Raw genomic sequence first — 24,752 nt, 5'->3', positions numbered from 1 at the left:
ATGGTTTATCCACAGTCTATCTGGAATGCCCGCCAGTCCCATGGACCGATAGCCTCATCTATCTCCTTTTTCCGCAACTGGCTCAACCAACGATCTCAAGCGACAACCGATCAAGAACAGCTCGAGCTGTTGTCCCAATTGCAGGAACAACTTACCCACATAGAGCACACTCTCTTCACCCCAAACCCGTATCTCAGAGCATATGGAGAGCAACAATGGAACCATTGGCTAAAGCAATGCACACCCTTGTTGTATTGTGCTCCCGCATCACCCTCTGCCTCAACCTCCAATCATCCGAGCGAGGGAGGCACTGACCCACGGGATGCAGCCACTTCCATCGCTTATCAGCCGGTGCCCATCGGAAAACATCAACTCCCCCCTCTGCCTTATCCCTACGATGCGCTGGAACCCTATATCGACGAAAAAACGATGCGCATTCATCATGACGAACATCACAAAAAATATGTAGATGACCTGAACACAGCGGAGAACATGATGGAGCACGCACGGCAAACGGGAGACTTTTCGCTGATCAAGCATTGGGAGAGGGAAGCCGCTTTTAACGGGGCTGGCCATTATCTCCATACGCTCTTCTGGGAAAGCATGAGTCCACGCGGTGGGGGCGAGCCCACAGGCGCGCTCAGGAAACAAATCATCCAAGATTTTGGCAGTGTTGAGGCGTTTAAACAGCATTTTTCCGAAGCCGCGGAGAAAGTGGAAGGCGGTGGCTGGGCCATCTTGGTTTGGAGCCCCCGCGCCCAACATCTCGAAATCTTGCAAGCGGAAAAACACCAAAACTTGTCCCAACAGGATGTCATTCCACTCCTGCCGCTCGATGTATGGGAACATGCCTATTACCTTAAGTACCCCAACAAGAGAAAAGAATATATTGACGCTTGGTGGCATGTGGTCAACTGGCCCCATGTCAGCGAACGTTTCCGCATCGCCCGCCAAATTCTCTGGCAACCCTATTAAACGCTCGAGGCAGGTGGTTTCCATGACCAAAAACAAGGCGTATAAGAAAGAGAAAAAAACGAATAATCCGCCGAAACCCCGCTACACGAACCAAGCCAATCTGTTTTATCGCGATGTGATCGCCCCATTGGAAAAGCGATATCGCCAATCTTTGCAAGCGCGTGATTACGAAGGGGCACGCCGACTCTTGCGGGAGATTGAAGCGGTTCGCCGTGAACATCGCCTCCTGCTTTACCGCAATGAACGCGTCGAGGTGAAATGAACACAAAAACGCACAACCAGCCATTCGCGCAGGATAATGGGACGGCTGGTTGTCTCTTTACTGTTTCGGCAAAATGGTAACCTCTTTGATTCGATAAGCTTTCATCCGTTTGTCTGTCTCCATCAGCTTGGTTACACTTTTCTCCGCTTCGTTGCGATCCGCATAAATCTTATCATCCACATATACCTGCGTAAAGAAACCGTGTTCATCCAGCTATACCCTTATGATCTGATAGCCTGTCATTTGCTCGCACCCCAATGGTTATGTAATCATCTAACAACAGTATCGGCTAGAGCGGGTTCAGATTATGTGGGCCTTCTTGATCAAATGGGCAAATTAGTAGCTGGTATTATGACCTTATCATAAATGAGGAGAGAAGTGAAATCCTCACTTAAATATGAATTTTATTTTAATCATTCTTTTATTGGCGAAACAAAAAGGAGCCACCGAAGTTACCCAATGTATCACAAACGGTAACATCGTTGGCTCCTGTCCAGAGGTTATTGCAACATCATCAACTGACAGAGTTGAGACGCCATCTGAAAGCCCACGATTAAAACCGTAGGCTTTCAGATGGCTGTTTCTGTAAAACCTTTTCAAGAAATAACGCTCCGCTGCATGGCAAATCGGTTGAGGACGTTTTCAGGATTTGAAGCTAGCCAACTTTGTGTTCAATCCGCAATTTATCGGCGACCATCGCAATGAACTCGCTGTTGGTCGGCTTCGCTTTCGACACATTGATGGTATAACCAAACAGATTGCGAATGGAGTCCATGTTTCCCCGGCTCCAAGCCACCTCAATCGCATGGCGGATGGCCCGTTCCACACGGCTTGGGGTGGTATTGTACTTTTCCGCGATCCGTGGGTATAACGACTTGGTAATCGCCCCGAGCAGGTCGACTTCGTTATAAACCATGGAAATCGCTTCCCGTAAGTAGAGGTAGCCTTTGATATGGGCCGGCACGCCAATCTCATGGATCACGTTGGTGATATTGGCATCCAAGTTATTCGCCCGTGGAGCAGACACGCTCACCTGCGCCGCCTTCACAAACGACGCCTTGCCGCTGATCCCCTTCATCTGCCTGATTCGATGGGTTAGCACATCCAAATCAAATGGTTTGAGTATGTAATAAGAAGCACCAAGTTCCACCGCTCGCTGCGTTATGTTTTCTTGCCCAAATGCGGTCAACATAATCACTTTGGGCACTGGTTGCAAGTTCATCTGTTGGATTTGTTCCAATACGCCCAAACCATCCAGATGTGGCATGATAATATCCAATACGAGTACATCCGGTACCCGCTGTTTAATCATGTCAATCACTTCGCCACCATGGTGAGCAACTCCGATCACCTCGATATCCCCTTGGTTCATGAGATGCTCTTTTAAGAGCTCGGCGAATTCCCGATTGTCATCCGCTAATATGACCCGGATCTGATTCAATGAGAGACCCTCCTAATCATCCATACCAGTTTCCTTTTTTCCATTCGACAAACGAGAAAATCTTCCTGCAATTTCCGGTGTTGAATACGGAAAATTTGTAAATCTCGGGAAATCATTATTTCACTTTAGTAATAAACCATTTATCTTCATCGAATATCTTTTACCCATTTGAAGAACCATACAAACTAAGGAGGCGATTAAAAATGAAACAACGTGATTTCCGAAGCATTGAACAACAACAGAAAGAGCGGGAAAACAAACAAGCGTCACCCGCGATGAAAACGACTGGGACCAAGACCTTTGTCAGTGATAAAAAATTAACCGGTCCTGATCGTCCATCTACATAGAACCGCACCCATCTGAATGGCCATGTTTGCCATTCGGTTTTCTTTTTTGCAACGATAAAAAATATAATCTCTTTTCTAACTAATATTATTATTGTTATAAAGGTTGATTTACAACGTAAAATAATTTAACATGTTTAACGTGCGATTATTGACTAAGTCAAATGTTATGATCATGTTATTTTATTATTGCGAGTATAAATTTCTTTCATTTATCAAGTTATGCGTGAGGTGGTTTTATGAAAAAGAAAAAAATCGGTTTAGCTTGGCAAATCTTGATCGGGCTTATTCTTGGTATTGCTGTCGGCGCCGCATTCTATGGAAATCCCAACATAGAAAGTTACCTGCAACCGATCGGGGATATCTTCTTGCGTTTGATCAAGATGATCGTGATTCCGATCGTTATCGCCAGTATCGTGGTCGGCGTTGCCGGTGTGGGGGATATCAAAAAGCTTGGTAAGATCGGCGGTAAAACCATTCTCTATTTTGAGATTATCACCACGATCGCCCTGCTCGTCGGCTTGGTTGTCGCCAATGTCTTCCAGCCTGGTGCCGGCGTCGACATGAAAGCGATTCAAAAAACAGATATTCAAAAATATGTAGATACCACCAGCGAAGTGGAAAATCACGGTTTTGTGGAAACGTTTGTCAATATCGTGCCAAAGAATTTGTTCTCCTCTTTGGCTGAAGGGGACATGTTGGCCATCATCTTCTTCTCCGTCATGTTTGGTCTTGGCGTCGCCGCCATCGGCGAACGCGGCAAACCGGTGCTGCAGTTCTTCCAAGGCGTCGCTGACGCGATGTTCTATGTCACCAACACGATTATGAAGTTCGCTCCATTTGGTGTATTTGCGCTGATTGGGGTTACGGTGTCCAAATTCGGTTTGCAGTCCCTGATCCCATTGAGCAAGCTGGTTATTCTGGTGTACTTGGCGATGATCTTCTTCGTGATCGTCGTCCTCGGCCTCACCGCCCGTTTGTTCGGCATCAACATTTTCTCGATGATCCGGATCTTGAAAGACGAATTGATCTTGGCTTACTCCACCTCCAGTTCGGAGACGGTACTGCCTAAATTGATCGAGAAGATGGAGAGATTCGGCTGTCCGAAAGCGATCACTTCCTTCGTCATTCCGACCGGATACTCGTTCAACTTGGATGGCTCTACGCTATATCAAGCGATTGCCGCCATTTTCATCGCACAGATGTACGGAATCGATCTCTCCATTACCCAACAAGTGACCTTGCTGTTAACGCTGATGGTTACTTCGAAAGGGATTGCAGGGGTGCCCGGCGTCTCCTTCGTCGTGCTGTTGGCTACGCTCCACGTTGTCGGAATTCCAGCGGAAGGCTTGGCCTTTATCGCGGGAGTTGACCGCATCATGGACATGGCTCGCACCGTTGTAAACGTCGTCGGAAACTCCTTGGCCGCGGTTGTGATGTCCAAATGGGAAAAACAGTATGACGATCAAAAAGGACAATCTTATCTGGCCGAAGTAAAGAAAGCGGCCTAATGTAAATAAGACTGCTGGTTTAGGTTAACCAGCAGTCTTATTTTTGATTCAATTCCCTGTGAACTTGTTGCAACCAATCCCCTATTTTCTTCCCGTTCACTACCCAATCGGCTTCTTCGTCAAATTCGGTCGGCTCCCAATTGACAATCACCAGCTTTGCCCCCTGCTCTTTGGCCAGCAAGGGAAACAGATTGGCGGGACTCACTTGCAAAGACGAACCGAGGACGATCAACAGCTCCACACCCGAAATCAATTCTTCCGCCAATCTCACTTCATGATCCGGCAGCGCTTCACCAAATAAGACAACAGCCGGTCGAATAAATCCGCCGCATTGACAGTGGATTCCAGCATCGGTTAAAAATTGTTCCGCCGGGTAAGTCGCTTGGCATCCCATGCAAAACAATCGGTTCAAATTTCCATGCAATGAGGCCACCCGCAAGCTTCCCGCCGCTTGATGAAACCCATCCACATTTTGGGTGATAATTCCCTGCACCCGCCCCCGCCTTTCCCACTCCGCCAACAAATGATGTCCTACATGCGGACGATGGGCAAGCAATCCCGTTATCCGCTGTCGGTAAAATTGGATAAACTCTGCCCGTGCGTGCGTAAGCGCGTATGTACTTGCATAATATTTCGGATCCTTGTTGCGCCACATTCCCTGCAACGCCGAACGAAAATCAGGCAATCCGCTTTCCGTTGACATGCCTGCACCGGTGAAAACCACCGTTTTGTTCGACTGATCCATCCACTCGCTGATCATCTTTTATCCTCCTCTGCTTTTTGTTATTGTCCAAAAAAAAGCGGAAGCCTGAAGGGCACCCGCTGTAGATTGCATCACACCTGCATCCTGTAACATCCATTCAATAAACGTTCCATACCCCGAAGTTGGATCATTTACAAACACATGCGTAAACACACTGCACCTACTTTTCGGTTTAACATAGCATGAGCCTTTTCATGAACCTATATCCTGGTCTCTTGGCTTGCCCTACCCGACACCACAAGAGCAGGTTATGTCTGTTACTTAATTATGATGGTCTCACAAAATGATATCATATTCCATTCGTTTAACTGTCCTTTGAGCAATGTCTGAACCTAATAGCCTTTTTATTATATGAAATGACATGTTCATTCCAGCCGAAATCCCACCAGATGTAAGAATGTTTCCTTCATCAACAAATTTCACATCTCGTTGCACAGAGATTTCCGGAAATTCATTTTCCAAACGATCATAACTGGCCCAATGAGTCGTTGCTTTTTTTCCATTAAGCAATCCTGCCTTGGCTAATAAAAGTGCTCCAGTACAAACGGAAGCCATTAATTGAACATGATCCATACGGTTCAAAAGCCACTGTATAACTCTTTCATTGTAAACTTCACGATTACGCGCTCCCGGACCTCCCGGGACAATCAAAATATCAAAATGTGGCGCGTTATCAAAGCTATAATCAGGTTGGACTTTTAAACCGTTACGAGCAAGTACGAGGTTACCAGTTTCCGATATCGTTTTTACAACAAAAGGCTTAGACTGTGCATCCGGGTAGGTAGTGACAGAGAACACTTCAAAAGGGCCTGCAAAATCAAGCACCTCGACATCTTCAAATATTAAAATACCTACACTCCATTGTCTGTTCACCTTTCCACCCCTTTTTATATCAATGCGAGCGAGAAACCCCCTAGCTTCAGCTATGGGGATGAGAGCGAGCGTCGCGGGATTACCCAAGAATTCCCTGCCATTAGGCATGGGAAGTGGTCAAAACTATTTTAACTGTACTAAATAAAATACGAAATGAATGGATTACTACGTCATTCTACAGAAATGAAGCTAAATAATCATTTCGTAGATATTCATGGACAAAGTGAACTTGCCTCAAAAGAGCGAGGGCTGGAACCAGGGCGAAGCTTCACATAGCCTATACATTGCCCCTGTGTTGCAGTACGTTGGTATTGGCCTTTTAATCCCACTATGGTTACAACTAACCCGTCTGGGAATATCAATCATACCAATCCCTTTCATCTTACCCCAAGTCAAAAAAGTCTGTAAACGTTCAATCATGCAAAAATCCCGGGAGGTTCACAGATCATGGGATGATGAAACATGAATCAAAATCGGTATGGAATAGGAGCGGGACATTTATTTGCATCAAATGAAATAACGACAGGATGGAAAAAAAGTGATCTTCTTTGACAGGTCACCTTTTTGTAATGGTTACAACCGTCAACCACTACCTTGAGGGCGGAAATGCCTTTGCACCCGTCTCGCGCAAATATATAAATATATTTATATATAACCTACTATTTCATAATTTGTTTTATAGTTTGTCTTTCACTACAATAATACTTGCAACACATAAATAGATCATGAGGAGGAAACACCAATGGCAAAAAAAGTGTTGATGGTTGTCACTAATCATACAGAATTGAATGAAGGCAAAAAGACGGGCATTTGGCTGTCAGAGTTTGCCGAACCATATATCGAATTCACAAAGAAAGGGTACGAGGTTACGGTGGCCAGTCCTCTTGGAGGCAAAGGTCCGATCGATCCCGGCAGCGTAGATGAAAACACGCCGCAAGACTTCTTGGATGCGGCCAAAAACTTGGAAAACACAGTGAAACTTGATGAAGTGACCGCCGAAGATTTCGATGCGATCTTCTTGCCGGGCGGTCACGGCACCATGTTCGACCTGCCAGGGAATCAAAAACTTCAGGAATTGCTGCGTGGTTTCTATGAAGGAAATAAGATTGTTGCTGCTGTTTGCCACGGTCCGGCAGGTTTGGTTGGCGCCACATTGTCGAACGGTCAACCGCTTGTGGCCGGCAAACGCGTCAACGCCTTTACCAACCGCGAAGAAGCGGAAACCACCCTTGATCGCCATATGCCGTTTCTGCTTGAAAGCAAACTGCGTGAACTGGGTGCCATTTTTGTTGCCGCACCAAACTGGACAACACATCATGAAGTGGACGGCAACCTGATTACCGGACAAAATCCGCAGTCCACTCTCGCCGTGACAAAATCGGTGATTGAAAAACTAGGTTAACCTTAATCAAAAGCTGGTGTCCATGGCGATGCCAGCTTTTTTCAGCAAGTACTCTTAATAAAATCGACGATCTCTTTGATCAATGGATCGTTTTTATGTTTCAGTTTATAAGCCACATACAATTCATTCATAACGAAATACTCACTGAAGACCACCTTCACTGTTCCAGACTTGATCGACTTTTCAAGCATGTAGGTGGGAAGCAAGCTCATTCCATCCCCGTTTTCAATGCTGTTCAAAATCATATGCAAATCAGGCAGCACATGGACAGGTTGCAATAATGGGCGTTTTTTTAAATGTTCTCTCCAAAACCTTCTGATGATCGGCAATTCCAATCCATAACTCAGCCATCTTTGGGAGGACAACCATTGTTCAAGAGAACCCAGATCGGCAATCTCCGGAATTTCCATGGTTGAAGAAGCCACGATAACAAACTTTTCATCCATCAGTTTAATATGTTCAATGCCGGGCGTTTGATATTTTTTCGATGTGATGATCACATCGACTTTATCTTCCTTTAACAGCTCCAAAATAACGGAGGCAATGCCATAGTGGGCAATCATTTTCATATTGATTTGATCCAGGTTGGGAAGAATTTTTTCGCGAAAAAACTCCGGCGCGGATCCGATCCTGACGGCGGGCATTGTGGAGGAAGAGGAAGCTTTAAAGCCCATCGTGATTTCTTCCAATGATTCAATCAGAGGAGCCACCTGTGTGTAAAGCTCTTTGCCTTTCTCTGTCGGCTTCATTTTTCTTGAGGTTCTTGTGAAAAGGGCTTCCCCGATCTCCGCTTCCAAAGAAGCTAAATGTTGACTCATAGCAGGCTGGGTCATCATTCTGGATTTGGCTGCTTCCGACACGGAGTTGTGCTTGTAAATGCTGATAAAGCTTCTATACCATTCAAAATCCACCATCTTTATTGCCCTGTCCTTTCATCTCTCTTTTAAATGAACAATCCAATGCGACGCCTAATATAAAGTGATTGTTAGTATGAAAGCAGAGGTGTCTAGGGCGTGTCTGATCAATATGTCGGCGGCTCCAAAACCGTATTCCCATTCGCTTCACTTGTCCATCGGCGCTCATTGGGAAAAGGTTTTTCCGCCTTCTCCCAATGGTCAACTTGATTTGCCAGACACGCCCTAGAAACAACATACACCAGATCCTCTGCTTTCTTTGCTTATTTATTGGATCGCTCTTTGATATATTCTTCTCCCCATGCGCACATTTGATCTAAGATGGGCTTTAACGACCAGCCGAACTCATTCAGTTCATAAACCACTTTGGGTGGAACTTGATTGTAAACAATGCGGTTGATAACACCATCTTCCTCCAATTCACGCAACTGTTGCGTCAACATTTTTTGGGTGATGTTTGGCATGGCTTTTTTCAGTTCGCTTGTTCGCATCGGCCCGTGGGTCAAATGGCACAGAATGACGGTTTTCCACTTTCCGCCGATCACTTCCAAAGTTGCTTCGACGGGAATGTTATAGGATTTATCCGCTGTTTTCATTGCGTTTTTCCCTCCTGTTTGAATGATATCGGTCAATAGTTCCTTTTTAGTAACTATGTTACTTATTGGTTCCTATATCACTAATAAGTATCAATATCACTAAAAAGTACGTACTTCCAAAACATAAGTATATGTTACATAATAAGTCCCGTGGTTGTCGAGATGAATTTCCAGATTGAGTGAACAGATTAATTCATTATCTGTTTTTCTCCATTTCCATTTATTTAATTGAAATAAATCATTTTCTATTCAAGGAGGTATTTTTATGACCACACACACTTTATCCAGTGAAAAAAGCAAGAGCAAGCAAAGTCAAAGTTTGTTTCCCCTGCTCGCTTTAGCCATTAGCGCTTTTGCCATTGGCACGACAGAATTTATCAGTGTGGGATTGTTGCCACCCATTTCAAAGGATTTGCATGTTCCTGTCACGACAGCCGGACTCACTGTTTCCCTTTATGCCCTGGGAGTGGCTTTTGGCGCGCCGATCTTGACTTCTCTTACTTCGGCGATGTCAAGAAAAACGCTGCTGATGTGGATCATGATTGTATTTGTGATCGGGAATAGTCTCGCCGCCACAGCAACAAGCTTTGGGGTCTTGCTAGTTGCCAGAGTCATCTCAGCCCTTTCCCATGGGGTGTTTATGTCCATCGGTTCGACGATTGCAGCGGACCTGGTTCCGGAAGACCGGCGCGCGAGTGCCATTGCGTTTATGTTCACCGGTCTGACTGTGGCCACTGTCACAGGCGTTCCGTTTGGCACATTTATCGGCCAAACATTTAGTTGGCGGATTTCCTTTGCGGGAATTGCCGTGATCGGCCTGATTTCTCTCATTGCCAACACGGTTCTCATTCCTTCCCATCTCCATCGGGGGGCTGTTACGTCCTTCCGTGATCAATTGAAACTGGTCACAAATGGCCGTTTGCTCCTTGTCTTCATCATCACGGCTTTGGGTTATGGAGGGACATTCGTTTCCTTTACGTATCTCTCTCCATTACTGCAGGAAATCACGGGCTTTCAAGCAAGTGCCGTAAGCGTCATTCTGCTTGTCTACGGAATCGCGATAGCGATTGGAAACATCATCGGGGGGAAACTGTCGAATCGGAATCCCGTCAAATCCCTATTCTATATGTTCATTATTCAAGCGGTCGTATTGTTTGTCTTGACTTTTACCGCACCTTTCAAAACTGCGGGGCTTATTACGATCATTTTCATGGGACTGTTCGCTTTCATGAACGTTCCCGGACTTCAGCTTTTTGTTGTCCAGTTGGCTGAAAAATACGTTCCTTCCGCAGTGGACGTTGCCTCTGCCATCAATATTGCCGCGTTTAATGCGGGAATTGCGATCGGCTCCTATCTGGGAGGAATGGTCACAGATTCATTGGGACTCATTCACACTTCCTGGGTTGGAGCGCTGATGGTCGTGGGAGCCGTGATACTGACCGGTTGGAGCATGGTTTTGGAACAAAAAGAACAAGTTTGATACAACGTCTCGAGAAAGGAGGTGCTTCTTATGAGTATCTCTGCATTGCGGAAAATGATTCCTTCTTCGCGCATGACACTTGGGGTTGAGCTTCCCATGGATACCGATTGGTCTCCGGAAGGGCTCAAACAAGCGAAAAAAGAGGGGCGTCCCTTCGGTGTCCCCAATATGGAACGCCATGCGGAATATGCCCGCTTGGCAGATCAACTTGGTTTCAAATCCATGTGGATACGGGATGTACCTTTTTTTGACCCCCATCGTTTCGGTGATGCGGCCCAACTGTTTGATCCCTTTGCTTACTTGGGATATCTGGTCGCCATCACGCATGATGTCATTTTAGCCACAGGAGCGATTGTCCTCCCATTGCGCCATCCTTATCATGTAGCCAAAGCCGCCTCCACCATTGATCAACTTTCGGGCGGACGATTCATCATGGGTGTCGCAACAGGGGATCGCCCGGTGGAGTTTCCGATCTTCGGGGTGGAAGAAGAAAATAAAGGCGAAATCTTTCGACAAAGCGTTCACATGATGAAAGAAGCCTGGAAGAAGGATCAAATGCTATTTGGCAACCAATTGGATCTGCTCCCCAAGCCTGTTCAACATACGATACCGCTTGCGATGGCGGGCCGGGGAACGCAAACGCTGGACTGGATCGCTCAACATCTGGATGCCTGGTTTAATTATCCCAGAGGGATCGCTTCCACTGAGCACCAGATTGGCGAGTGGAAAAAAGCGCACGAAGATCATGGAATGACGGAAAGCAAGCCTTATATTACCGCCTATCATTTGGATCTTCACGAGCATCCGCACCACCCGGCGAAGCCGTTCAAATTTGGAGCGACGATTGGAAGAAACGAACTGCTTCGCCACCTGAAAACATTGGAAGATATCGGCGTTTCTCATGTCGCTTTCAATTTCCGCCACTCTCAGCGTCCCATTCCGGACGTGTTGCACGAGTTGGCTGAATATGTGTTGCCTGAGTTTCACCATACTAAAAAATGAAGGAGAAACATCATGAAAAAAAGAAGATTGGGAAATAGCGAACTGAATGTCTCTGTGATTGGCTTTGGGGCCTGGGCCGCCGGAAAATCGGGTTGGGGAAATGTCGGAGAACAAGATATCGTCGAAGCGATCCGGGCCGCGGTTGACCATGGAGTGAACTTCTTTGATACCGCACCTTTCTATGGTTACGGGGAATCTGAACGCATTCTCGGGAAAACACTCAAGCCCGTTCGGGACAAAGTCATCATCGCGACGAAGTTTGGCATTGTGTGGGACAGTAAAGGTGATTTTGCATTTGATGTGAGCAGAAAAAACATCTTGCACGAAATTGATGAAAGCCTGAAAAACCTGGGCACGGACTACATCGATTTGTATCAAGTGCACTGGCCGGACAACAAAACACCCATCCAAGAAACGATGGAAACACTCAATGAACTTGTCCAAAGCGGCAAAATCCGTTATATTGGCGTATCCAACTTCTCTGTGGAACAGATGGAAGAAGCGCGTAAATACGCCAATGTGGTTTCGCTTCAATCCCAATATAACTTGCTCCAACGCGGCGTGGAAAAAGCGGAGTATCCTTACACGGAGCGTGTGGGCATGGGATTCATCCCTTACAGTCCCCTCGCGCAAGGATTGCTAACAGGGAAATTCAACAAAGATACGAAACTGCCCGAAAATGACGTTCGCCGTCAGTTCAATCCGCTTTTTGAAGAAGGGGAATTTGAAGCAAACTTGGAAAAAGTGGAGAACATCCGCACCGTCGCCGATCGTTACAACAAGCCGATGGCCCAAGTCGCGGTAAACTGGCTTATGGCAAAACCAGCCGTGACCACCGTCATTACGGGTGCAAAAAACAAAGAGCAAGTGATCCAAAATGTGGCGGCCGCAGAATGGAAACTGGCATCAGAAGATATCGTTGCGCTGGACAAGATGACTGAAATCTGAGGGAGATTTAAAATAAGCTATGGAGGATTCGACATGGACTTGTTTTTAGAGGGAAAAAGAGTTCTCGTTACGGGTTCCACTTCCGGGATCGGGAAAACCATTGCCACAATGCTTGCCTCTGAAGGGTGCACGGTCATTATCAATGGAAGAACAGAAGCGAAAGTGCGGCAAACAATGCAAGAGATTCAAGCATCTCATCCCCAATCGTCCCTTCGCCCGGCAGTCGCGGACCTAAGTTCAACGGCGGGAAGCGAAGAGATCATCCAAAAATATCCGGAAATCGATATCTTGATCAACAATTTGGGAATCTTTGAGCCCGCCGATTTTTTTGAAACGGGAGACGGGCAATGGCAGAAGATGTTTGAAACAAACATCTTGAGTGGCGTGCGATTGGCTCGGCATTATCTCAAGCGAATGCTGGAGCGAAATGAAGGAAAAATCCTCTTCATTTCCAGCGAAGCAGCGATCATGCCCTCTCCCGAAATGGCACATTACAGCGCGACCAAAGCGATGCAGCTCTCCATCTCCAGAAGCTTGGCCGAACTGACAAAAGGCACAAAAGTGACTGTCAATACCGTCATGCCGGGGTCGACGCTCACGGAAGGAGTCGAGGAGTTTATTCAAAAGCTTTATAAAGGGGAATCCATGCCATTGGAAGAAGCGGAGCGGCGATTTATGTCGGAGCATCGACCAAGCTCTTTGATTCAACGGCTGATTCGCCCGGAAGAAATCGCCTCCTTCGTCACATTCCTGTGCAGTCCGCGTTCCTCGGCGATAAACGGAGCGTCACTCAGAATTGATGGAGGACTGGTTCACACTATTTTTTAATAACAATAAGTGGTATATTCGGGATACACAAAAGCGTCATAATAGATAAAGGAGGGCTCGATGGCCCTCCTTTCAACGTTATTAGGCAAGATGGAACATTGATTAAACTCATCGCGATATACTTGGGACCGACGTGATTGTTGACTTTTTTCCGCAAACACCGCAATGAAAAGGATCAATTCTCATCTGACATCCCCTTGCTGTATTTTTTCATATATGCACAATCGCCTTATCCCCATAGCTGAAGCTAGAGGTTTTCTCGCTCGCAAAGTTATAAAGATATTTTAAAACGATTAAGACATAACTTTGTTCGCCGTTTTTATCAAATGGGTAACGTGTTTTGCCTAATGACCCGTGCGATTGCTTTGACACCATCATCCCCTTTGTATTCGGGATTGACGGCAATGGCAACCATCAAGTCTTCGGCGTATTGGCTGGGCATCGTCAGATCGTATCCATTCATATACAAAAACGCATCCAAACATACCAGCGCCGTTCGTTTGTTCCCGTTGTGAAATGGGTGAACTTGCACCAACGACTGAACCAATGCTCCCGCTTTCTCCCAAATGGTTGGAAAAATTTCGACACCAAAATAGACAGATTTAGGGCGTTCGGCAATAGAGAGCAACCGGTCCTCAAACATGACCCCCGCCTGCTCCCCCTCACCGAAATCACTCATCATCATATGATGGAACTCGATCATGTCAACCACAGACAAATACCGAATCATCCCCATGTCAACGCTCCTTGAGGTTTTTCAAGGCTTCTTCGTATCTTTCCTTGGTCCGTTGATAGGAGCGATACAGGTCAGGATTGGAAGGGAATGGCACAACCTCCGCTTTTTGCACAACGATTTGTCCATCCACTTCAACAAAAGCAATGTGATCGCCTTCTTTGATGTTCAGCTTTTCACGGATCTCCTCCGGGACAATAATCTGCCCTTTAGATGTTACCTTTGAGAAGACCTTGGCATTTTTCATTGCATCGTTCATTTTCCCACCTCTTAAACAAGGCATCTTTGCTTCTTTTCATTATACATTACTAAACATCTCATTAAACATTGATCAAGGAATTAAGCCAATATGATTAAGTATATTCTCATTTACACTATTTCAAAAGGCCGGGATGAAGAGAACATCTCGTTTTTGGCCTTTTTTGATGCCCTGGGTGGACAGTAACATGTTTGGGACCTATTGTTCCCTCCCCTTTTCAGTCCAGATATACTGGAAGAAAAGAAGGTGGATTTTCCGTTCTGGAACACGGTGTTCCCCGTCCCAAAAGAAACCGACAAAAGCGCTCCGAAGGGGACCAACAGCGCCTCCTGGAGGCCATGAAGACAATCGAAGACGTGCTTACCCGTGGCCGGGGTTTTTACTGAGAATGGCGTCTGGGCGCTCTTTCGTTGCTTCTTAAAGCAGAATCCCGAAGGGACAATGAAAGCAATGATGAAACAATTTACCACGATGCCAGTAGAAAAAGCCCTGGCGGCTATGAATTCGGAACAAAAAAGGAAAGCGGCTGAACCGCCCCCACCCTGATTTTTCACAGTCGGTTTGATAAAAGTGTCGATCTTTCCCATGCCCGTTATGCCCTTGAAAGGATTCCACGAGCGGAATTGTTTCTTTCGGATGCTGAAAGTCAAGTCACTTATATGGTTTGGCCAACGCGGCCATATCATTGAGGACAAGCTTACAAACTTTCTTATGAACTAGGGGCCCTTGGGAAAGATTAAGAACAACAACTTCCCTACATTCCCTTCCTGACCCAGGCCCTCTCTTAGCGCATAGGGTGCCGGTTTTTTTGGCCGTCGACCGCCTTAGCGTATGATTTTCTCTTGAATAATCTCAGTTACATAAAATATCCAATCGTTTTGCGGGAACACGTTAAGTTAATGAGTTTCCATTATTGTATCTGAATGACATCAAGGTATTAGATGATATAATATTTATAATTGATATCAAATAAGGAGGGTTCATTGTTGAAAAAAATTTTGATCGTTTATGGACTTGTGATGTTTACCTTGATTGCAAGTGTGACCTTTGTTGCTGAACCTGTTCATCCATCAAGTCTGATGACGATCATGTCTGCTCTCCTTCATTAATGCAAACATCTCGACAAGAATCCTAGGAAGATATAGTTATCAACTTGATCACGCGAAAGAAATGAAAGAGCCTTTTATTGAATCCACTTTGAACTTAAACAAACAACCTCCTCTGATGCATTCAGTGGAGGTTTTCTTGTGAGAAATTAACATGCGTTTTGCTTGAAGACAACCTCTATAGGTCGCCTTTTCTTATCCGCATATATCCTCTTAATATTTAACCGCATTCTACCCGGTAGAGTAGGAACCCAGCGCCTACTTGTAAATATAAATTGATTTTGGTTCAGTAAGCTGGCCAAATGCTGATATTACCTAAAGTGTTGGATGACGCTTCCTTTTCCATTTTCTACTTTCATTTCAGCATAAGCACCATTGATGAAAGTGATTTGTGGTGGAACATGGCCACAATCAATGTCATATATGATTGGTATTTGGAGTTCATCAGACAGTTCTTTATAAACATCTTCAACTGTGTAGTTTTGGACAGGCTTATTCGCATCACTGCGACCAAACATAATACCTGAACACTCTTCAAACCAACCAGCTAACTTCATTTGTACCAATGATCTACGCAAATCTGTTGTTGTTAAATCGCAATTCTCAAAATACCATAAAATGGGTTCTCTATTGATAAATTCTTTCCTGAAGCCTTGTACATTACCGAATGGCGTACCAATGAGATGCCTTATCACATCTATGCATCCGCCAAGTAATCGACCTTGTATCTTTACTTTGTTATTTGTAGTCGTTTTCCAATATGTTGGCTCCGTTAAATGAAAAACACATGGTGATGGATGATTGTATTGCCATTCCCTTTGATATTTAACTGAAGAATGTTGAAGGATGGATGCTCCCGTTTTAGTTGATAAGACAGACTGCCACATGGCTGTCGTGCCATCCCAATATTCCCCCCTTAAATCTACAAAATTCGTTCCATGAGCAGTCGCAATCCCTGTTCTTAAAGTAATGGCCAATAACAATAGACTTGTATCTGAATAACCTAAAACCCATTTGTTCCGTATATTTTTAAAACTCAATTAGGAGCTGTCCACCCCAAGGAGGAATGATGATATGAATCGCATCGTCACGCATCATTTGATTAAACTCATCTGCACGTTTTTTGGCAGGTGATGATTTTGCTTTGTCTTGCGTCCATACCGTGTCTCCACAAATGATGTTAAAACCTTTCATCTCCATACGACTACATGCAAGTCTAAACATATCATGTCGTTCAATTGGTATCCCAGAGGAAGGGGCTGTTACCCCTATTGTCGCTCCTTCTTCTAAAAAAGGATATTTAATCATACGCATCCTCCCAAGCGTTTTGAAATGATGAAACAATCACAACAATCAAGAAACAAAGTAGACCCAAGGCAAAAAAAGGTCTGGAACCTCCGATCATGCAAAAATCACAGGAGGTTCACAGACTCTGGGTTTTCGACGGATTAAACCAAAAATTCCGCCATGATTTTCTCCATATCAAATGGTGTGATCCCTTCTTGAACCGCAAACACCGTATCCGCCCCTCTTTTCTCCTCAACGAGCACACCCCTGGCGATGCCGTGCAATTGGAACAGATCGTACAGATTCGGCTTGATAAGGGTCGTGATGGCCTTCCCCATCAGCACCATGCCTCTCTGGTTTCCTTCAACGGTATTATAAAAGTCCGGATGTCGCTTCAGAGCCAAGTCCGCCCAAATCACTTTCCGTTCTTTTAAATCAATGACCGCCGGAATACAGATTTGCGTATCTGCCGCCAGGTCCACCTTTTCCTGCACCGTCGCCGGTTCGAACACTTCACCGGAGTTGGGGTGTTGGCGGATCATCCACCCGGCAAAGCATTCCGGCAAGGCGCTGAAGGGATGCTTGGAGTAGGAATGCAACGACATGATCACATACCGTGCACCATGGCGCAAAGCCGATGGAATATCCACATCGATAAATTCACAAGCCCCATCGGGGGCAGACACAATATCCCCGCTATGGCATGCATTGTAGGCGGCAGATTTTAAATTAGTGAAGGAAATATGCTCTTTGTACCACCATTTGTCATCATATATGACCGCCGACAGGTCGATGTCGACATCCCCCGTTTCTATGCCGTTCACCTTGCCTTCTTTCCACCAAGTGAAAAAGCGAATCGTGTTCCCTTCCGGAATGTCCAGTTGACTGCCCCGGACCAGCGTACGTCGCGCTTTGCTGGCGGAACGCAGGGAAAAAGGCACCACAAAATTTTTTAACCGTTTGTCGATAAACACATTGCCCAAAGAAGGAAGTGCCGAAAACCGCTTTGTCAATGTGGCTTGGCAGATGTGAATCATCGAAAGGCAAACCTCTCGATCCAAAGCGGGCAATTTATTTTTGATTCCCATCACTTTTGCGACATTTCCCTTGGGAAAAAAGATGCGGGTGTCAGGATACTCATGCCGGTGAGCAAAGTGGGCCAGGACTTGAAGTAATATGGGTGTCGATACGCGGTCAGCGACTTCGGCAAAAGGGGTAATGACCACTTGGGGATCGCTCACTGTCCGCAACAAATGGTCCAATCTCCTTGCAAATTCGCCGGGACGCGTTTTCAGTAACGATATGGCTTTGGACATGTTCTTATGGAGTAAAGCCGTCTCCACTTCGCTGCCAAACGTTTTGAACGCTTTGTTGTTCCTGAGGACATCAAACGCTTCGCGGCACTTGTGAAATTGATTTTTATATTCCCCGGGATGAAGGATTTCTCCCAATCGGATCCAGCGATTTTTATGTCTCAACATGTCCTCTGTGATGTGGGGGCATTGTTCCAACAGGCCCAACATCAACCGTCTTTCAGAGCGTTTAAATTTTTTGAACTTCGTGTTTGAAGCAAGGCTTACATCCCCGTCAGAAAGTGCTGTCTCCAAACGCAACACATCCGTTGCCGTCTTAAAGTAGGGCGAAAGCGGAACCATCGAAGCTTTCTCATATTTCAACAAGACTCCTACCACAAAACCCACATTTTCCTTCAATGGAATTTCAGGAGGAAGAAGGGATTGGACATCGTCAGAATGCGCGATCGCCCACTCAATATCTCCTTTATCTGTGTCAGAAATGGAGGTATTGGCTGAAAGCAAATGCTTGACCATTTCATTGAATTCTTGATCGCTCCCTAAATCGATGACTTTCAAGTCCACTCGATCAAGCAAAGGCAAACGTTCTTTTACTTCAGTTTTGGGGAAAAGGTGGGTAAGGTAATGGATGATGGCATTGATGTAAAGCGCACTCTCCTCCGCTTCCATCACTTGCTGCGGAAAGTTGGGGTACATCGGTTGATAATGGACATGGGCCCCCACCATTTTCATTATGTCTTTTATCAATTGATTATAGAATCCGGCAAAATCATCAAGAGACAGCGTGCGAACTTGTTCGATCAGCTTTATCGAGAAAGTGTACCCAAGGCTTTCTAAGTTTTTTAAGGAGGTAGCCAGATACGCATCAGGCAGATGATCTTGTCCCGCTTGGATGATCACCTTATGTTTTCTTCTAAGGTAAATGGTATTTTTCATAATAGAGCGGCACCTTATTTGATAAAATATTTGTTCAATAAAAAAATCAGGAGAGTGATGTCCCTAGTCTCTTTAAGGAGGTAAATAGAAGGAAGGAACATCATAGCCTGATTTCCCTTTCAGAATAAAATACTATTCAAAAAATGTCAAAGGTTATTTGTAACGAAGATTATATTGTCAATATTAAGAAATATATACCAATATGCTTGCAAAAACATCAATCATACCAACCACTTTCATCATACTCCAAGCCAAAAAAGTCTATAAACCTTCGATCATGAAAAACCTAGGAGGTTCATAGACTTTCCATTACTAAAAGCTTTACGACGCCACCAGCGCCATGGCCCCTCTTTATAAATGTTATTTATTTATAATTATTATCAATAAGTATTGGTTTTCTACTGATAGATGTTATCATTAAACTGATCTAACTCGATATCATATAAAAAGGTTACCGATCATTTATTTATGCCCTGTCGGTTTTGTAGCTGAATGATTATGAAGGAAAGTGGTTACAGCTGCATGAAACGCCAACTATTTCCGGCCACCAACGTCTGACACAAATTCCCGATTCGTCGAAATACGTACAAAAGTTGCATCCAGAAGTTACACATATGTTAGATGCAACATAGATTTAATTCATTAGAAAGGTGGGAACCAAAGTGATACCTCAAAAAATGGTTTGTCCGAAGTGCCAATCGGAGATAAAAAATCTTAAGCATAGTATTATCTGTAAATGCGGCATTAAGTTAAAGAAAAAACAGCTATCGCGGATTAACCATGTAATATTGGATAGTTAAGTGGTAGGTAGGTATATTGGAACTCCTGAGATTCCTGACATAAGCCAAGTTACCTTGAAGGAACGAAGGGGAGCCCTACTTGACACCCTAAATCATCATTTTTTATGATCTCATAAAACTCCCCTTCCCCTTGTTCCTCTTTGGCTACAAGTTATTTCAAAAGTCGTTGATGAGCGGAAAAACCTTTTCCCGATGAGCGCCGATGGACAAGTGAAGCCAATGGGAAAATGGTTTTGGAGCGATCGCAATAGCCATTTCTCCAGCCAAAAGATGGTTTTGAAATAGCTTCCGCCTTGCAGATTTTTTCGAACTACATTCGCATTCCCACCACATTCCCAGATCCATAACGTTTAAGTCCACGATAAAACAGAGCTGTGCCGCCAAACACCAAGATTGAGGTGACACCGATCGCCGCGCCAAAAAACAGCGGTTGGACTTCACGGAGCAAACCAATCGGCATGTAAGAAATGAATCCGGCCGGCAGGGCTGTAAACAGGAGGACTTTAGTCATCCCACGGAAGATGTCCGTTGGGTAAGTTGCGAAAGTAACAATCAACTCTTGCCCGATCAACCCTTCCGAGTTGCCGACATAAAAGGCGAGAGACTGTATGCACACGGAAAAAAAGACAAAGATCAACATGGAAAGGAACAGCGCCACCGCAAATTTGAGCACACCGGTCCAGGTGTGTTCGCCAAAGTAGCCGAAGACGAGCAGAGCGAAGATCAGATCTCCCAAAGCGGAAACGGACATGCGAGAAATTAAGACGTGCAGCAGGACCGGTTTCGGCTGGGCAAGGTAGGTATCCAGCTGCCCGGTGACGATGATGTTTCCAATGTTGTCAGCATTGCCAAATAAAGAATTGGCAAGCCCAAACCCCCCCGCTGTTACGGCCCACAGCATCATCACATCCGACACTTCCCAGCCATTGACGAGCTGGAAGCGATCGAAATAAATCTGCCAAAAGAAAATCCAAACGACATTGTTGATGATCATCATGCCCGCCGTCATGAAGAAACTTAAACGAAATTCCATCGCACCAGCAAGATTGAGCTTCCAGCATGCGAGTGCAAACCGAATATATTTAGCCACCGTTGACATGTAGTTTGCGCACTCCCTTCCGATAGATGATGCGAAGCGGAAACGAGAGGAAAACAATCCAGATCAACTGGATCATTAGCATTTTGCCGATCATGATCCACGCAAAATGCACCCCTGCTTTCGCTGCGAAATACGCGACCGTTTGAAAGGGCAACCAGTGCGAAATGGCTTGCAAATAAGGGGGAAATATCTCCAATGGCAACATCAGACCGCCAATAATGAAAAGAATCTTATTGTATACAAATACAAGCCCCCGTGTCTCCTCCACCCAAAACGAGCAAAGGGATAGCATCATCGTCATAAGATAATTGACCGTAAATGAGCCGATCGAGACGACAAAAAATCCGAACAACCCCCAACCAAAGTCGGGCCGTCCAAACAAAACCAGACCAAGCGCACTGCCGAGAACGATATTGACGATAAGACGAACGTACGCCTCCCCCAAATAGGAAAAGTAGTGATAAAGGAGATAGCTCATGGGACGAGTCAGTTGATAACCCACGTCTCCTTTTTTCACTTCTTCTTCAATCTTGATCGGAAGGCGTGGCGACGATAGAATGATGGCTTCGGCGAAGATGAGATACCAGATCATCTGTTCAAAAGTGTATCCGGCAATCACCTCCGAACCTTCACCTTGATACGTGATCCGCCAGAGCTGAACGAAGATGAATAAGATGATAAGCAAAAACCAGGAGCGAATGAAAAAAGAACGCAGGTACGCAAAGTTATTGCGCACGGTAATGTACCCGACGGAGATATATTTTTGCACTTTGTCGCGCAAGCGCCAGCTTTTGGTGGAGAGTGTGTTCATCTTTAATCAACCTCCTCTCCGCTGTGCATAGATGTGCGTGATAATTTCCTCCATCGAAGGATCTTCAATGGTAACGTCAACCAGATGATAGTTTTGCACGATGTGGGAAAGGACGTTCTCGATGGAAGTTTGCGAAGTATCCACAGAGAGGCGAAGACCCGCACCCTTTTGTTTGACCAATTTCACGCCGGGAATGTCGAAACGGCTTGGCACTTCCTGCAATTTTAAGTGAATCGTCTTGTGTTTCAAAAATTGTCGTTTCATATTGGAGACCGTGTCATCCAGAATAATCCGGCCATGATTGATGACGATGGCCCGTTTGCAAAGCTGTTCGATATCGCCCGCATCATGGGAAGTAAGAAAAAGAGTCGTGCCCTCTTCTTTGTTCATCTCCTTGATCAGGTCGCGGATTTTATGTTTAACAACCACGTCGAGGCCGATGGTCGGTTCATCAAGAAAAACGATCTTCGGGCGATGCAACAGGGTGGCGGCAATTTCGCAACGCATCCGTTGACCGAGTGACAATTTGCGCACAGGGGTTTCGAGAAATTCCCCCAGTTCAAACCGTTCGATCAGCTCCTTACGCCGCTTGTGGTAATCGCCACGCGGCAGCTCGTAGATCCGGCTCATCAGCTCAAATGTGTCGATCGGCGGCAAATGGTACCATAGTTGTGACTTTTGACCGAAAACAGAGCCAATATGAAAGGCGAGCTTTGCCCGTTCTTGCCATGGATTGAAACCAAGCACCTCGGCGTGTCCGTTGGTTGGATGCAGAATCCCCGTCAACATTTTGATGATTGTCGATTTTCCCGCTCCATTCGGTCCAAGAAACGCTAATATTTCGCCTTGATCAACTTGAAAGTCAATGGGGTGGACAGCGTTTGTTCGGAGAGGGTGGGATGAACCAAACTTTTCATCGATTCGAGCAAGCCGGTTTTTTTGTGCTTGACCGTAAAGGATTTTGAAAGTCCTTTAACATGGATGGCCAAGGTCATGATGTCTTCCTCTCCTTTCGGCGAAAAATTTATTTCGACTATTTTAAACTATTTATATTACCTGTGTACACCATTTTGCTCCATATTTTTTCGCAAAAAAAGACCCCAATCCTTTAAAGAGTTGGGGCAATAATACTCATTTCGTCACTTTATAGATTGGCTCACACTTTGTGTTCCTTGTTTCAGATCAACCCCCTACGCCGACACCAAATTCTTTAAGCGAACAACCTCTTTCAGCTTGCACCGCAGTTCCAACTCGGGAGGTTTGCTGCCATAGCCAGATTTGATCTTCTTCACGACAATCTCATAAAAGATGGCCGACAGGAGTTCGTTTTTTCGCTCATTCGATTTTGCGCGCAAATAGTAATCATGGATGACTTCAATGTTTTCCCGTGCATTGTCGATGTCTTCCTCAGTCAAGCCCACAGCCGTTTCGTCGGCATGCAAGAGCTTCTGTTCGATGACGCGGAGCTCCCTGATCTCCTCTTCGATCTCTTTTTTGCGCTCAAGGAATTCTTCGCGGGTGTATTCGCCGTCTTCCCGCATTTCCTTGGCCACTTTCAGCCGCTTGTTCCACTTCTCGATCTCTTTGCCGATCCGCTCAATCTGCGCCTCTTTGTGCTGGAGATGAAATTCGTCCAATCTGTTTTCAACGCGAATGATGTTATGAATGTAGTTGGCAAACTCTGAGCGGTCCAGGGCCAACATGAATTTAAGGTAACCCACCACCGCATCCTCAACCGCTTCATACTTCACATCGTTTTTGCAGCCCAACGTCCGGCAACGCAATTGAACGACTGGATATCTCTCGATTTCGCCATGTTCGTTTTTTCTTTGTTTGTACTGCGTGCTTTTAAACATGTGTTTCTCGCAGTTGGCGCAGACGATCAGACCGGTGAGGGGTGACACTTCCTTGAAGGGATTGCCTTTATGCTTGTTGTTCCTGGGGTTCTTGCTCTTCTCAAACGCCTTCTCCCAAAGTTCGGGATCAATGATCGGTTCATGGGCGTTTTCCACATAAATGCGCTCTTCTTCCGGGCGCAGTTGCTTTTTGCCCTTTTCCACTTCTTCCGTGTAGTTATATCGGACATCGCCCTTGTACACGGGATTGGTCAAGATTTTCTTGATCACCGACTGGTCCCACCGATCCGAACCGCGCGGCGATTTGATGCCCAAACGGAAAAGCTCATTGGAGATCGCGCGATAGCCATACTCTTTCCCGTCTTTTCCGTAAACATAGGTATGATAGATGAACTTAATCAGTTCAGCTTTCTCTTCATCCGGAACCAGCTTTCTTGACTTTTCATCCACCTTGTACCCGTAAGGAACCGCATTGCCCCCCGGCATCCACTTGCCCATCATGGCGAATGTTTTTTTCGCGGAGGTGACACGGTTCGTATACTGTTTCAATTCCGCCCTGGACATGAAAAGTTGCATATCATAGGTAAACGCCGCCTGGTATTCATTGAGGTCAAGAATGTCCCCATCCACAATGATTTTGATCCGGTTTTTCTTGAAAATGCGCTCAATATCCGCCAAGTCTTGATAGGCACCCCGCGTGATACGGCTGGTTTCCTTAACGGCAATGGCATCATAAACGCCCTGGTCGATCAATTTCAATAAGCCTTTAAACACTTTCCGGTTCTCAATGGATGCCCCTGAAGCAACCTCTTTATATACATCGTAATCTGTGATTCCGAGATTACTCAGATATTTTTCCATGTACATCAATTGTCCAACCAGGGTATCTTCTCCCGTTCGCTTTTCACGCTCTTCATCCGCGCGGGAACGACGGATGTAAAGGGCCACTTTTTTAAAGTTATACTTATTAATCTTGTCGTACATCTATGGCTGCACCCCCGGTTAGACAAAGATATAAGTTCGAAACTATTATATTCTAAGTTTGTCACTGCTTCAACTTTCCCGTGAACGCTCCAACTAAATGCGATGATAACGCGACCACTTTTTATTGCACTCAAACAGAACAAAGACCCCCTCATAACAGGCCGTCCCGTTTCAGCTTCATATATCGCCATGCTTAGCAGCATTCTTGAGCTTCAAATCAGCAATTAAG

At 45.5% G+C, this 24,752-nt stretch carries 25 protein-coding genes and 2 pseudogenes; 10 read left to right on the top strand and 17 right to left on the bottom strand.

The window, feature by feature from the left end:
* Window positions 1-975 (top strand): superoxide dismutase, encoded by a 975-nt coding sequence (locus ACFQNG_RS07545; protein WP_379864284.1) that lies wholly within the window; start codon window positions 1-3, stop codon window positions 973-975.
* Window positions 976-997: 22 nt separating this feature from the next.
* Window positions 998-1,237, top strand: a complete 240-nt coding sequence (locus tag ACFQNG_RS07540) for a hypothetical protein (protein WP_379864283.1) — start codon at window positions 998-1,000, stop codon at window positions 1,235-1,237.
* A 57-nt stretch (window positions 1,238-1,294) separates the two neighbouring features.
* Here ACFQNG_RS07540 and ACFQNG_RS07535 read toward each other — a convergent pair whose 3' ends face one another.
* Window positions 1,295-1,417 carry a hypothetical protein gene (locus ACFQNG_RS07535; RefSeq protein ID WP_379864282.1) on the bottom strand — a complete coding sequence of 41 codons (123 nt, stop codon included), beginning with the start codon at window positions 1,415-1,417 and terminating at the stop codon, window positions 1,295-1,297.
* 475 nt (window positions 1,418-1,892) lie between these two features.
* On the bottom strand, window positions 1,893-2,678 hold the full coding sequence (gene spo0A / locus ACFQNG_RS07530; RefSeq protein WP_379864281.1) for a sporulation transcription factor Spo0A: 786 nt from the start codon (window positions 2,676-2,678) through the stop codon (window positions 1,893-1,895).
* A 203-nt stretch (window positions 2,679-2,881) separates the two neighbouring features.
* On the opposite strand from spo0A, the gene ACFQNG_RS07525 reads away from it, so the two are divergent.
* Window positions 2,882-3,025 carry a hypothetical protein gene (locus ACFQNG_RS07525; RefSeq protein ID WP_379864280.1) on the top strand — a complete coding sequence of 48 codons (144 nt, stop codon included), beginning with the start codon at window positions 2,882-2,884 and terminating at the stop codon, window positions 3,023-3,025.
* A gap of 236 nt (window positions 3,026-3,261) precedes the next feature.
* Window positions 3,262-4,533 (top strand): glutamate/aspartate:proton symporter GltP, encoded by a 1,272-nt coding sequence (gltP, locus tag ACFQNG_RS07520; protein WP_379864279.1) that lies wholly within the window; start codon window positions 3,262-3,264, stop codon window positions 4,531-4,533.
* A 37-nt stretch (window positions 4,534-4,570) separates the two neighbouring features.
* Here the strand turns inward: gltP and ACFQNG_RS07515 are convergent, their stop codons facing one another.
* The 3 genes and pseudogenes from ACFQNG_RS07515 to ACFQNG_RS07505 all read right to left on the bottom strand — a co-directional run bounded on the left by ACFQNG_RS07515 (window position 4,571) and on the right by ACFQNG_RS07505 (window position 6,169).
* On the bottom strand, window positions 4,571-5,293 hold the full coding sequence (locus tag ACFQNG_RS07515; protein WP_379864278.1) for an NAD-dependent deacylase: 723 nt from the start codon (window positions 5,291-5,293) through the stop codon (window positions 4,571-4,573).
* A 3-nt stretch (window positions 5,294-5,296) separates the two neighbouring features.
* Window positions 5,297-5,461: pseudogene (locus ACFQNG_RS07510) on the bottom strand (SpoIVB peptidase S55 domain-containing protein); the annotation flags it as partial.
* A gap of 111 nt (window positions 5,462-5,572) precedes the next feature.
* The gene (locus ACFQNG_RS07505) at window positions 5,573-6,169 is read right to left on the bottom strand and encodes a DJ-1/PfpI family protein (protein ID WP_379864276.1); all 597 of its coding nucleotides are present in this window, start codon (window positions 6,167-6,169) and stop codon (window positions 5,573-5,575) included.
* 742 nt (window positions 6,170-6,911) lie between these two features.
* On the opposite strand from ACFQNG_RS07505, the gene ACFQNG_RS07500 reads away from it, so the two are divergent.
* Window positions 6,912-7,571: a type 1 glutamine amidotransferase domain-containing protein gene (locus ACFQNG_RS07500; RefSeq protein ID WP_379864275.1), complete on the top strand. Its 660-nt coding sequence runs from the start codon at window positions 6,912-6,914 to the stop codon at window positions 7,569-7,571.
* Window positions 7,572-7,612: 41 nt separating this feature from the next.
* Here the strand turns inward: ACFQNG_RS07500 and ACFQNG_RS07495 are convergent, their stop codons facing one another.
* Both ACFQNG_RS07495 and ACFQNG_RS07490 read right to left on the bottom strand, forming a co-directional pair.
* On the bottom strand, window positions 7,613-8,485 hold the full coding sequence (locus tag ACFQNG_RS07495) for a LysR family transcriptional regulator (RefSeq protein WP_379864274.1): 873 nt from the start codon (window positions 8,483-8,485) through the stop codon (window positions 7,613-7,615).
* Window positions 8,486-8,748: 263 nt separating this feature from the next.
* Window positions 8,749-9,081 carry a winged helix-turn-helix transcriptional regulator gene (locus tag ACFQNG_RS07490; RefSeq protein WP_379864273.1) on the bottom strand — a complete coding sequence of 111 codons (333 nt, stop codon included), beginning with the start codon at window positions 9,079-9,081 and terminating at the stop codon, window positions 8,749-8,751.
* A gap of 265 nt (window positions 9,082-9,346) precedes the next feature.
* Between ACFQNG_RS07490 and ACFQNG_RS07485 the strand changes: the two genes are divergently transcribed.
* From ACFQNG_RS07485 to ACFQNG_RS07470, 4 genes are read left to right on the top strand one after another with little or no spacing between them, the layout of a single operon-like run.
* Entirely contained in the window at window positions 9,347-10,561 is a 1,215-nt protein-coding gene (locus ACFQNG_RS07485; RefSeq protein ID WP_379864272.1) for an MFS transporter, read from the top strand.
* A gap of 30 nt (window positions 10,562-10,591) precedes the next feature.
* Entirely contained in the window at window positions 10,592-11,563 is a 972-nt protein-coding gene (locus ACFQNG_RS07480) for an LLM class oxidoreductase (RefSeq protein WP_379864271.1), read from the top strand.
* Between the two features lie 12 nt (window positions 11,564-11,575).
* Window positions 11,576-12,511 (top strand): aldo/keto reductase, encoded by a 936-nt coding sequence (locus ACFQNG_RS07475; protein WP_379864270.1) that lies wholly within the window; start codon window positions 11,576-11,578, stop codon window positions 12,509-12,511.
* A 33-nt stretch (window positions 12,512-12,544) separates the two neighbouring features.
* Window positions 12,545-13,339 carry an SDR family NAD(P)-dependent oxidoreductase gene (locus ACFQNG_RS07470; protein ID WP_379864269.1) on the top strand — a complete coding sequence of 265 codons (795 nt, stop codon included), beginning with the start codon at window positions 12,545-12,547 and terminating at the stop codon, window positions 13,337-13,339.
* A gap of 322 nt (window positions 13,340-13,661) precedes the next feature.
* Here ACFQNG_RS07470 and ACFQNG_RS07465 read toward each other — a convergent pair whose 3' ends face one another.
* The 3 genes from ACFQNG_RS07465 to ACFQNG_RS07455 form a co-directional block, all read right to left on the bottom strand.
* Window positions 13,662-14,075: a type II toxin-antitoxin system death-on-curing family toxin gene (locus ACFQNG_RS07465; protein ID WP_379864268.1), complete on the bottom strand. Its 414-nt coding sequence runs from the start codon at window positions 14,073-14,075 to the stop codon at window positions 13,662-13,664.
* Window position 14,076: 1 nt separating this feature from the next.
* Window positions 14,077-14,331: an AbrB/MazE/SpoVT family DNA-binding domain-containing protein gene (locus ACFQNG_RS07460; RefSeq protein WP_379864267.1), complete on the bottom strand. Its 255-nt coding sequence runs from the start codon at window positions 14,329-14,331 to the stop codon at window positions 14,077-14,079.
* 110 nt (window positions 14,332-14,441) lie between these two features.
* Window positions 14,442-14,918, bottom strand: coding sequence for a hypothetical protein (locus ACFQNG_RS07455; protein ID WP_379864266.1), 477 nt, complete (start codon window positions 14,916-14,918; stop codon window positions 14,442-14,444).
* A 399-nt stretch (window positions 14,919-15,317) separates the two neighbouring features.
* Here ACFQNG_RS07455 and ACFQNG_RS07450 point away from each other — a divergent pair, with 399 nt between their 5' ends.
* On the top strand, window positions 15,318-15,440 hold the full coding sequence (locus ACFQNG_RS07450) for a hypothetical protein (RefSeq protein ID WP_379864265.1): 123 nt from the start codon (window positions 15,318-15,320) through the stop codon (window positions 15,438-15,440).
* A gap of 308 nt (window positions 15,441-15,748) precedes the next feature.
* Here the strand turns inward: ACFQNG_RS07450 and ACFQNG_RS07445 are convergent.
* From ACFQNG_RS07445 to ACFQNG_RS07415, 7 genes and pseudogenes are all read right to left on the bottom strand, one after another.
* A pseudogene (locus ACFQNG_RS07445) lies at window positions 15,749-16,745 on the bottom strand (S66 family peptidase).
* Window positions 16,746-16,885: 140 nt separating this feature from the next.
* Complete coding sequence (locus ACFQNG_RS07440; protein WP_379864264.1) at window positions 16,886-18,973, bottom strand: TerD family protein; 2,088 nt, start codon at window positions 18,971-18,973, stop codon at window positions 16,886-16,888.
* Window positions 18,974-20,083: 1,110 nt separating this feature from the next.
* Window positions 20,084-20,872 (bottom strand): ABC transporter permease, encoded by a 789-nt coding sequence (locus ACFQNG_RS07435; protein WP_379864263.1) that lies wholly within the window; start codon window positions 20,870-20,872, stop codon window positions 20,084-20,086.
* Window positions 20,856-21,683 (bottom strand): ABC transporter permease, encoded by an 828-nt coding sequence (locus ACFQNG_RS07430; RefSeq protein WP_379864262.1) that lies wholly within the window; start codon window positions 21,681-21,683, stop codon window positions 20,856-20,858. Before ACFQNG_RS07430 ends, ACFQNG_RS07435 begins: the two co-directional genes overlap by 17 nt.
* A gap of 6 nt (window positions 21,684-21,689) precedes the next feature.
* Entirely contained in the window at window positions 21,690-22,523 is an 834-nt protein-coding gene (locus ACFQNG_RS07425; protein WP_379864349.1) for an ABC transporter ATP-binding protein, read from the bottom strand.
* On the bottom strand, window positions 22,517-22,678 hold the full coding sequence (locus ACFQNG_RS07420; protein ID WP_379864261.1) for a hypothetical protein: 162 nt from the start codon (window positions 22,676-22,678) through the stop codon (window positions 22,517-22,519). The genes ACFQNG_RS07425 and ACFQNG_RS07420 overlap by 7 nt, the downstream gene beginning before the upstream one ends.
* A gap of 195 nt (window positions 22,679-22,873) precedes the next feature.
* On the bottom strand, window positions 22,874-24,523 hold the full coding sequence (locus ACFQNG_RS07415) for a recombinase family protein (RefSeq protein ID WP_379864260.1): 1,650 nt from the start codon (window positions 24,521-24,523) through the stop codon (window positions 22,874-22,876).
* Between the last annotated feature and the right edge of the window lie 229 nt (window positions 24,524-24,752).

The organism is Laceyella putida, assembly GCF_042665195.1.
GTDB lineage: Bacteria > Bacillota > Bacilli > Thermoactinomycetales > Thermoactinomycetaceae > Laceyella > Laceyella putida.
Note: the sequence above shows the minus strand (reverse complement) of the source record. Positions and strands in the feature narration are given on the sequence as shown.

Excerpts from the sequence above, each read along its gene's own strand:
- ACFQNG_RS07435 (WP_379864263.1), bottom strand. The coding sequence starts at position 20,872 with ATGTCAACGGTGGCTAAATATATTCGGTTTGCACTCGCATGCTGGAAG.
- ACFQNG_RS07475 (WP_379864270.1), top strand. The coding sequence starts at position 11,576 with ATGAAAAAAAGAAGATTGGGAAATAGCGAACTGAATGTCTCTGTGATT.
- ACFQNG_RS07415 (WP_379864260.1), bottom strand. The coding sequence starts at position 24,523 with ATGTACGACAAGATTAATAAGTATAACTTTAAAAAAGTGGCCCTTTAC.
- gltP (WP_379864279.1), top strand. The coding sequence starts at position 3,262 with ATGAAAAAGAAAAAAATCGGTTTAGCTTGGCAAATCTTGATCGGGCTT.
- ACFQNG_RS07545 (WP_379864284.1), top strand. The coding sequence starts at position 1 with ATGGTTTATCCACAGTCTATCTGGAATGCCCGCCAGTCCCATGGACCG.
- ACFQNG_RS07440 (WP_379864264.1), bottom strand. The coding sequence starts at position 18,973 with ATGAAAAATACCATTTACCTTAGAAGAAAACATAAGGTGATCATCCAA.
- ACFQNG_RS07485 (WP_379864272.1), top strand. The coding sequence starts at position 9,347 with ATGACCACACACACTTTATCCAGTGAAAAAAGCAAGAGCAAGCAAAGT.
- ACFQNG_RS07420 (WP_379864261.1), bottom strand. The coding sequence starts at position 22,678 with ATGACCTTGGCCATCCATGTTAAAGGACTTTCAAAATCCTTTACGGTC.
- ACFQNG_RS07540 (WP_379864283.1), top strand. The coding sequence starts at position 998 with ATGACCAAAAACAAGGCGTATAAGAAAGAGAAAAAAACGAATAATCCG.
- ACFQNG_RS07460 (WP_379864267.1), bottom strand. The coding sequence starts at position 14,331 with ATGAACGATGCAATGAAAAATGCCAAGGTCTTCTCAAAGGTAACATCT.
- ACFQNG_RS07470 (WP_379864269.1), top strand. The coding sequence starts at position 12,545 with ATGGACTTGTTTTTAGAGGGAAAAAGAGTTCTCGTTACGGGTTCCACT.
- ACFQNG_RS07490 (WP_379864273.1), bottom strand. The coding sequence starts at position 9,081 with ATGAAAACAGCGGATAAATCCTATAACATTCCCGTCGAAGCAACTTTG.
- ACFQNG_RS07500 (WP_379864275.1), top strand. The coding sequence starts at position 6,912 with ATGGCAAAAAAAGTGTTGATGGTTGTCACTAATCATACAGAATTGAAT.
- ACFQNG_RS07480 (WP_379864271.1), top strand. The coding sequence starts at position 10,592 with ATGAGTATCTCTGCATTGCGGAAAATGATTCCTTCTTCGCGCATGACA.
- ACFQNG_RS07515 (WP_379864278.1), bottom strand. The coding sequence starts at position 5,293 with ATGATCAGCGAGTGGATGGATCAGTCGAACAAAACGGTGGTTTTCACC.
- ACFQNG_RS07455 (WP_379864266.1), bottom strand. The coding sequence starts at position 14,918 with ATGGGAAAGATCGACACTTTTATCAAACCGACTGTGAAAAATCAGGGT.
- ACFQNG_RS07495 (WP_379864274.1), bottom strand. The coding sequence starts at position 8,485 with ATGGTGGATTTTGAATGGTATAGAAGCTTTATCAGCATTTACAAGCAC.
- ACFQNG_RS07430 (WP_379864262.1), bottom strand. The coding sequence starts at position 21,683 with ATGAACACACTCTCCACCAAAAGCTGGCGCTTGCGCGACAAAGTGCAA.
- ACFQNG_RS07525 (WP_379864280.1), top strand. The coding sequence starts at position 2,882 with ATGAAACAACGTGATTTCCGAAGCATTGAACAACAACAGAAAGAGCGG.
- ACFQNG_RS07465 (WP_379864268.1), bottom strand. The coding sequence starts at position 14,075 with ATGGGGATGATTCGGTATTTGTCTGTGGTTGACATGATCGAGTTCCAT.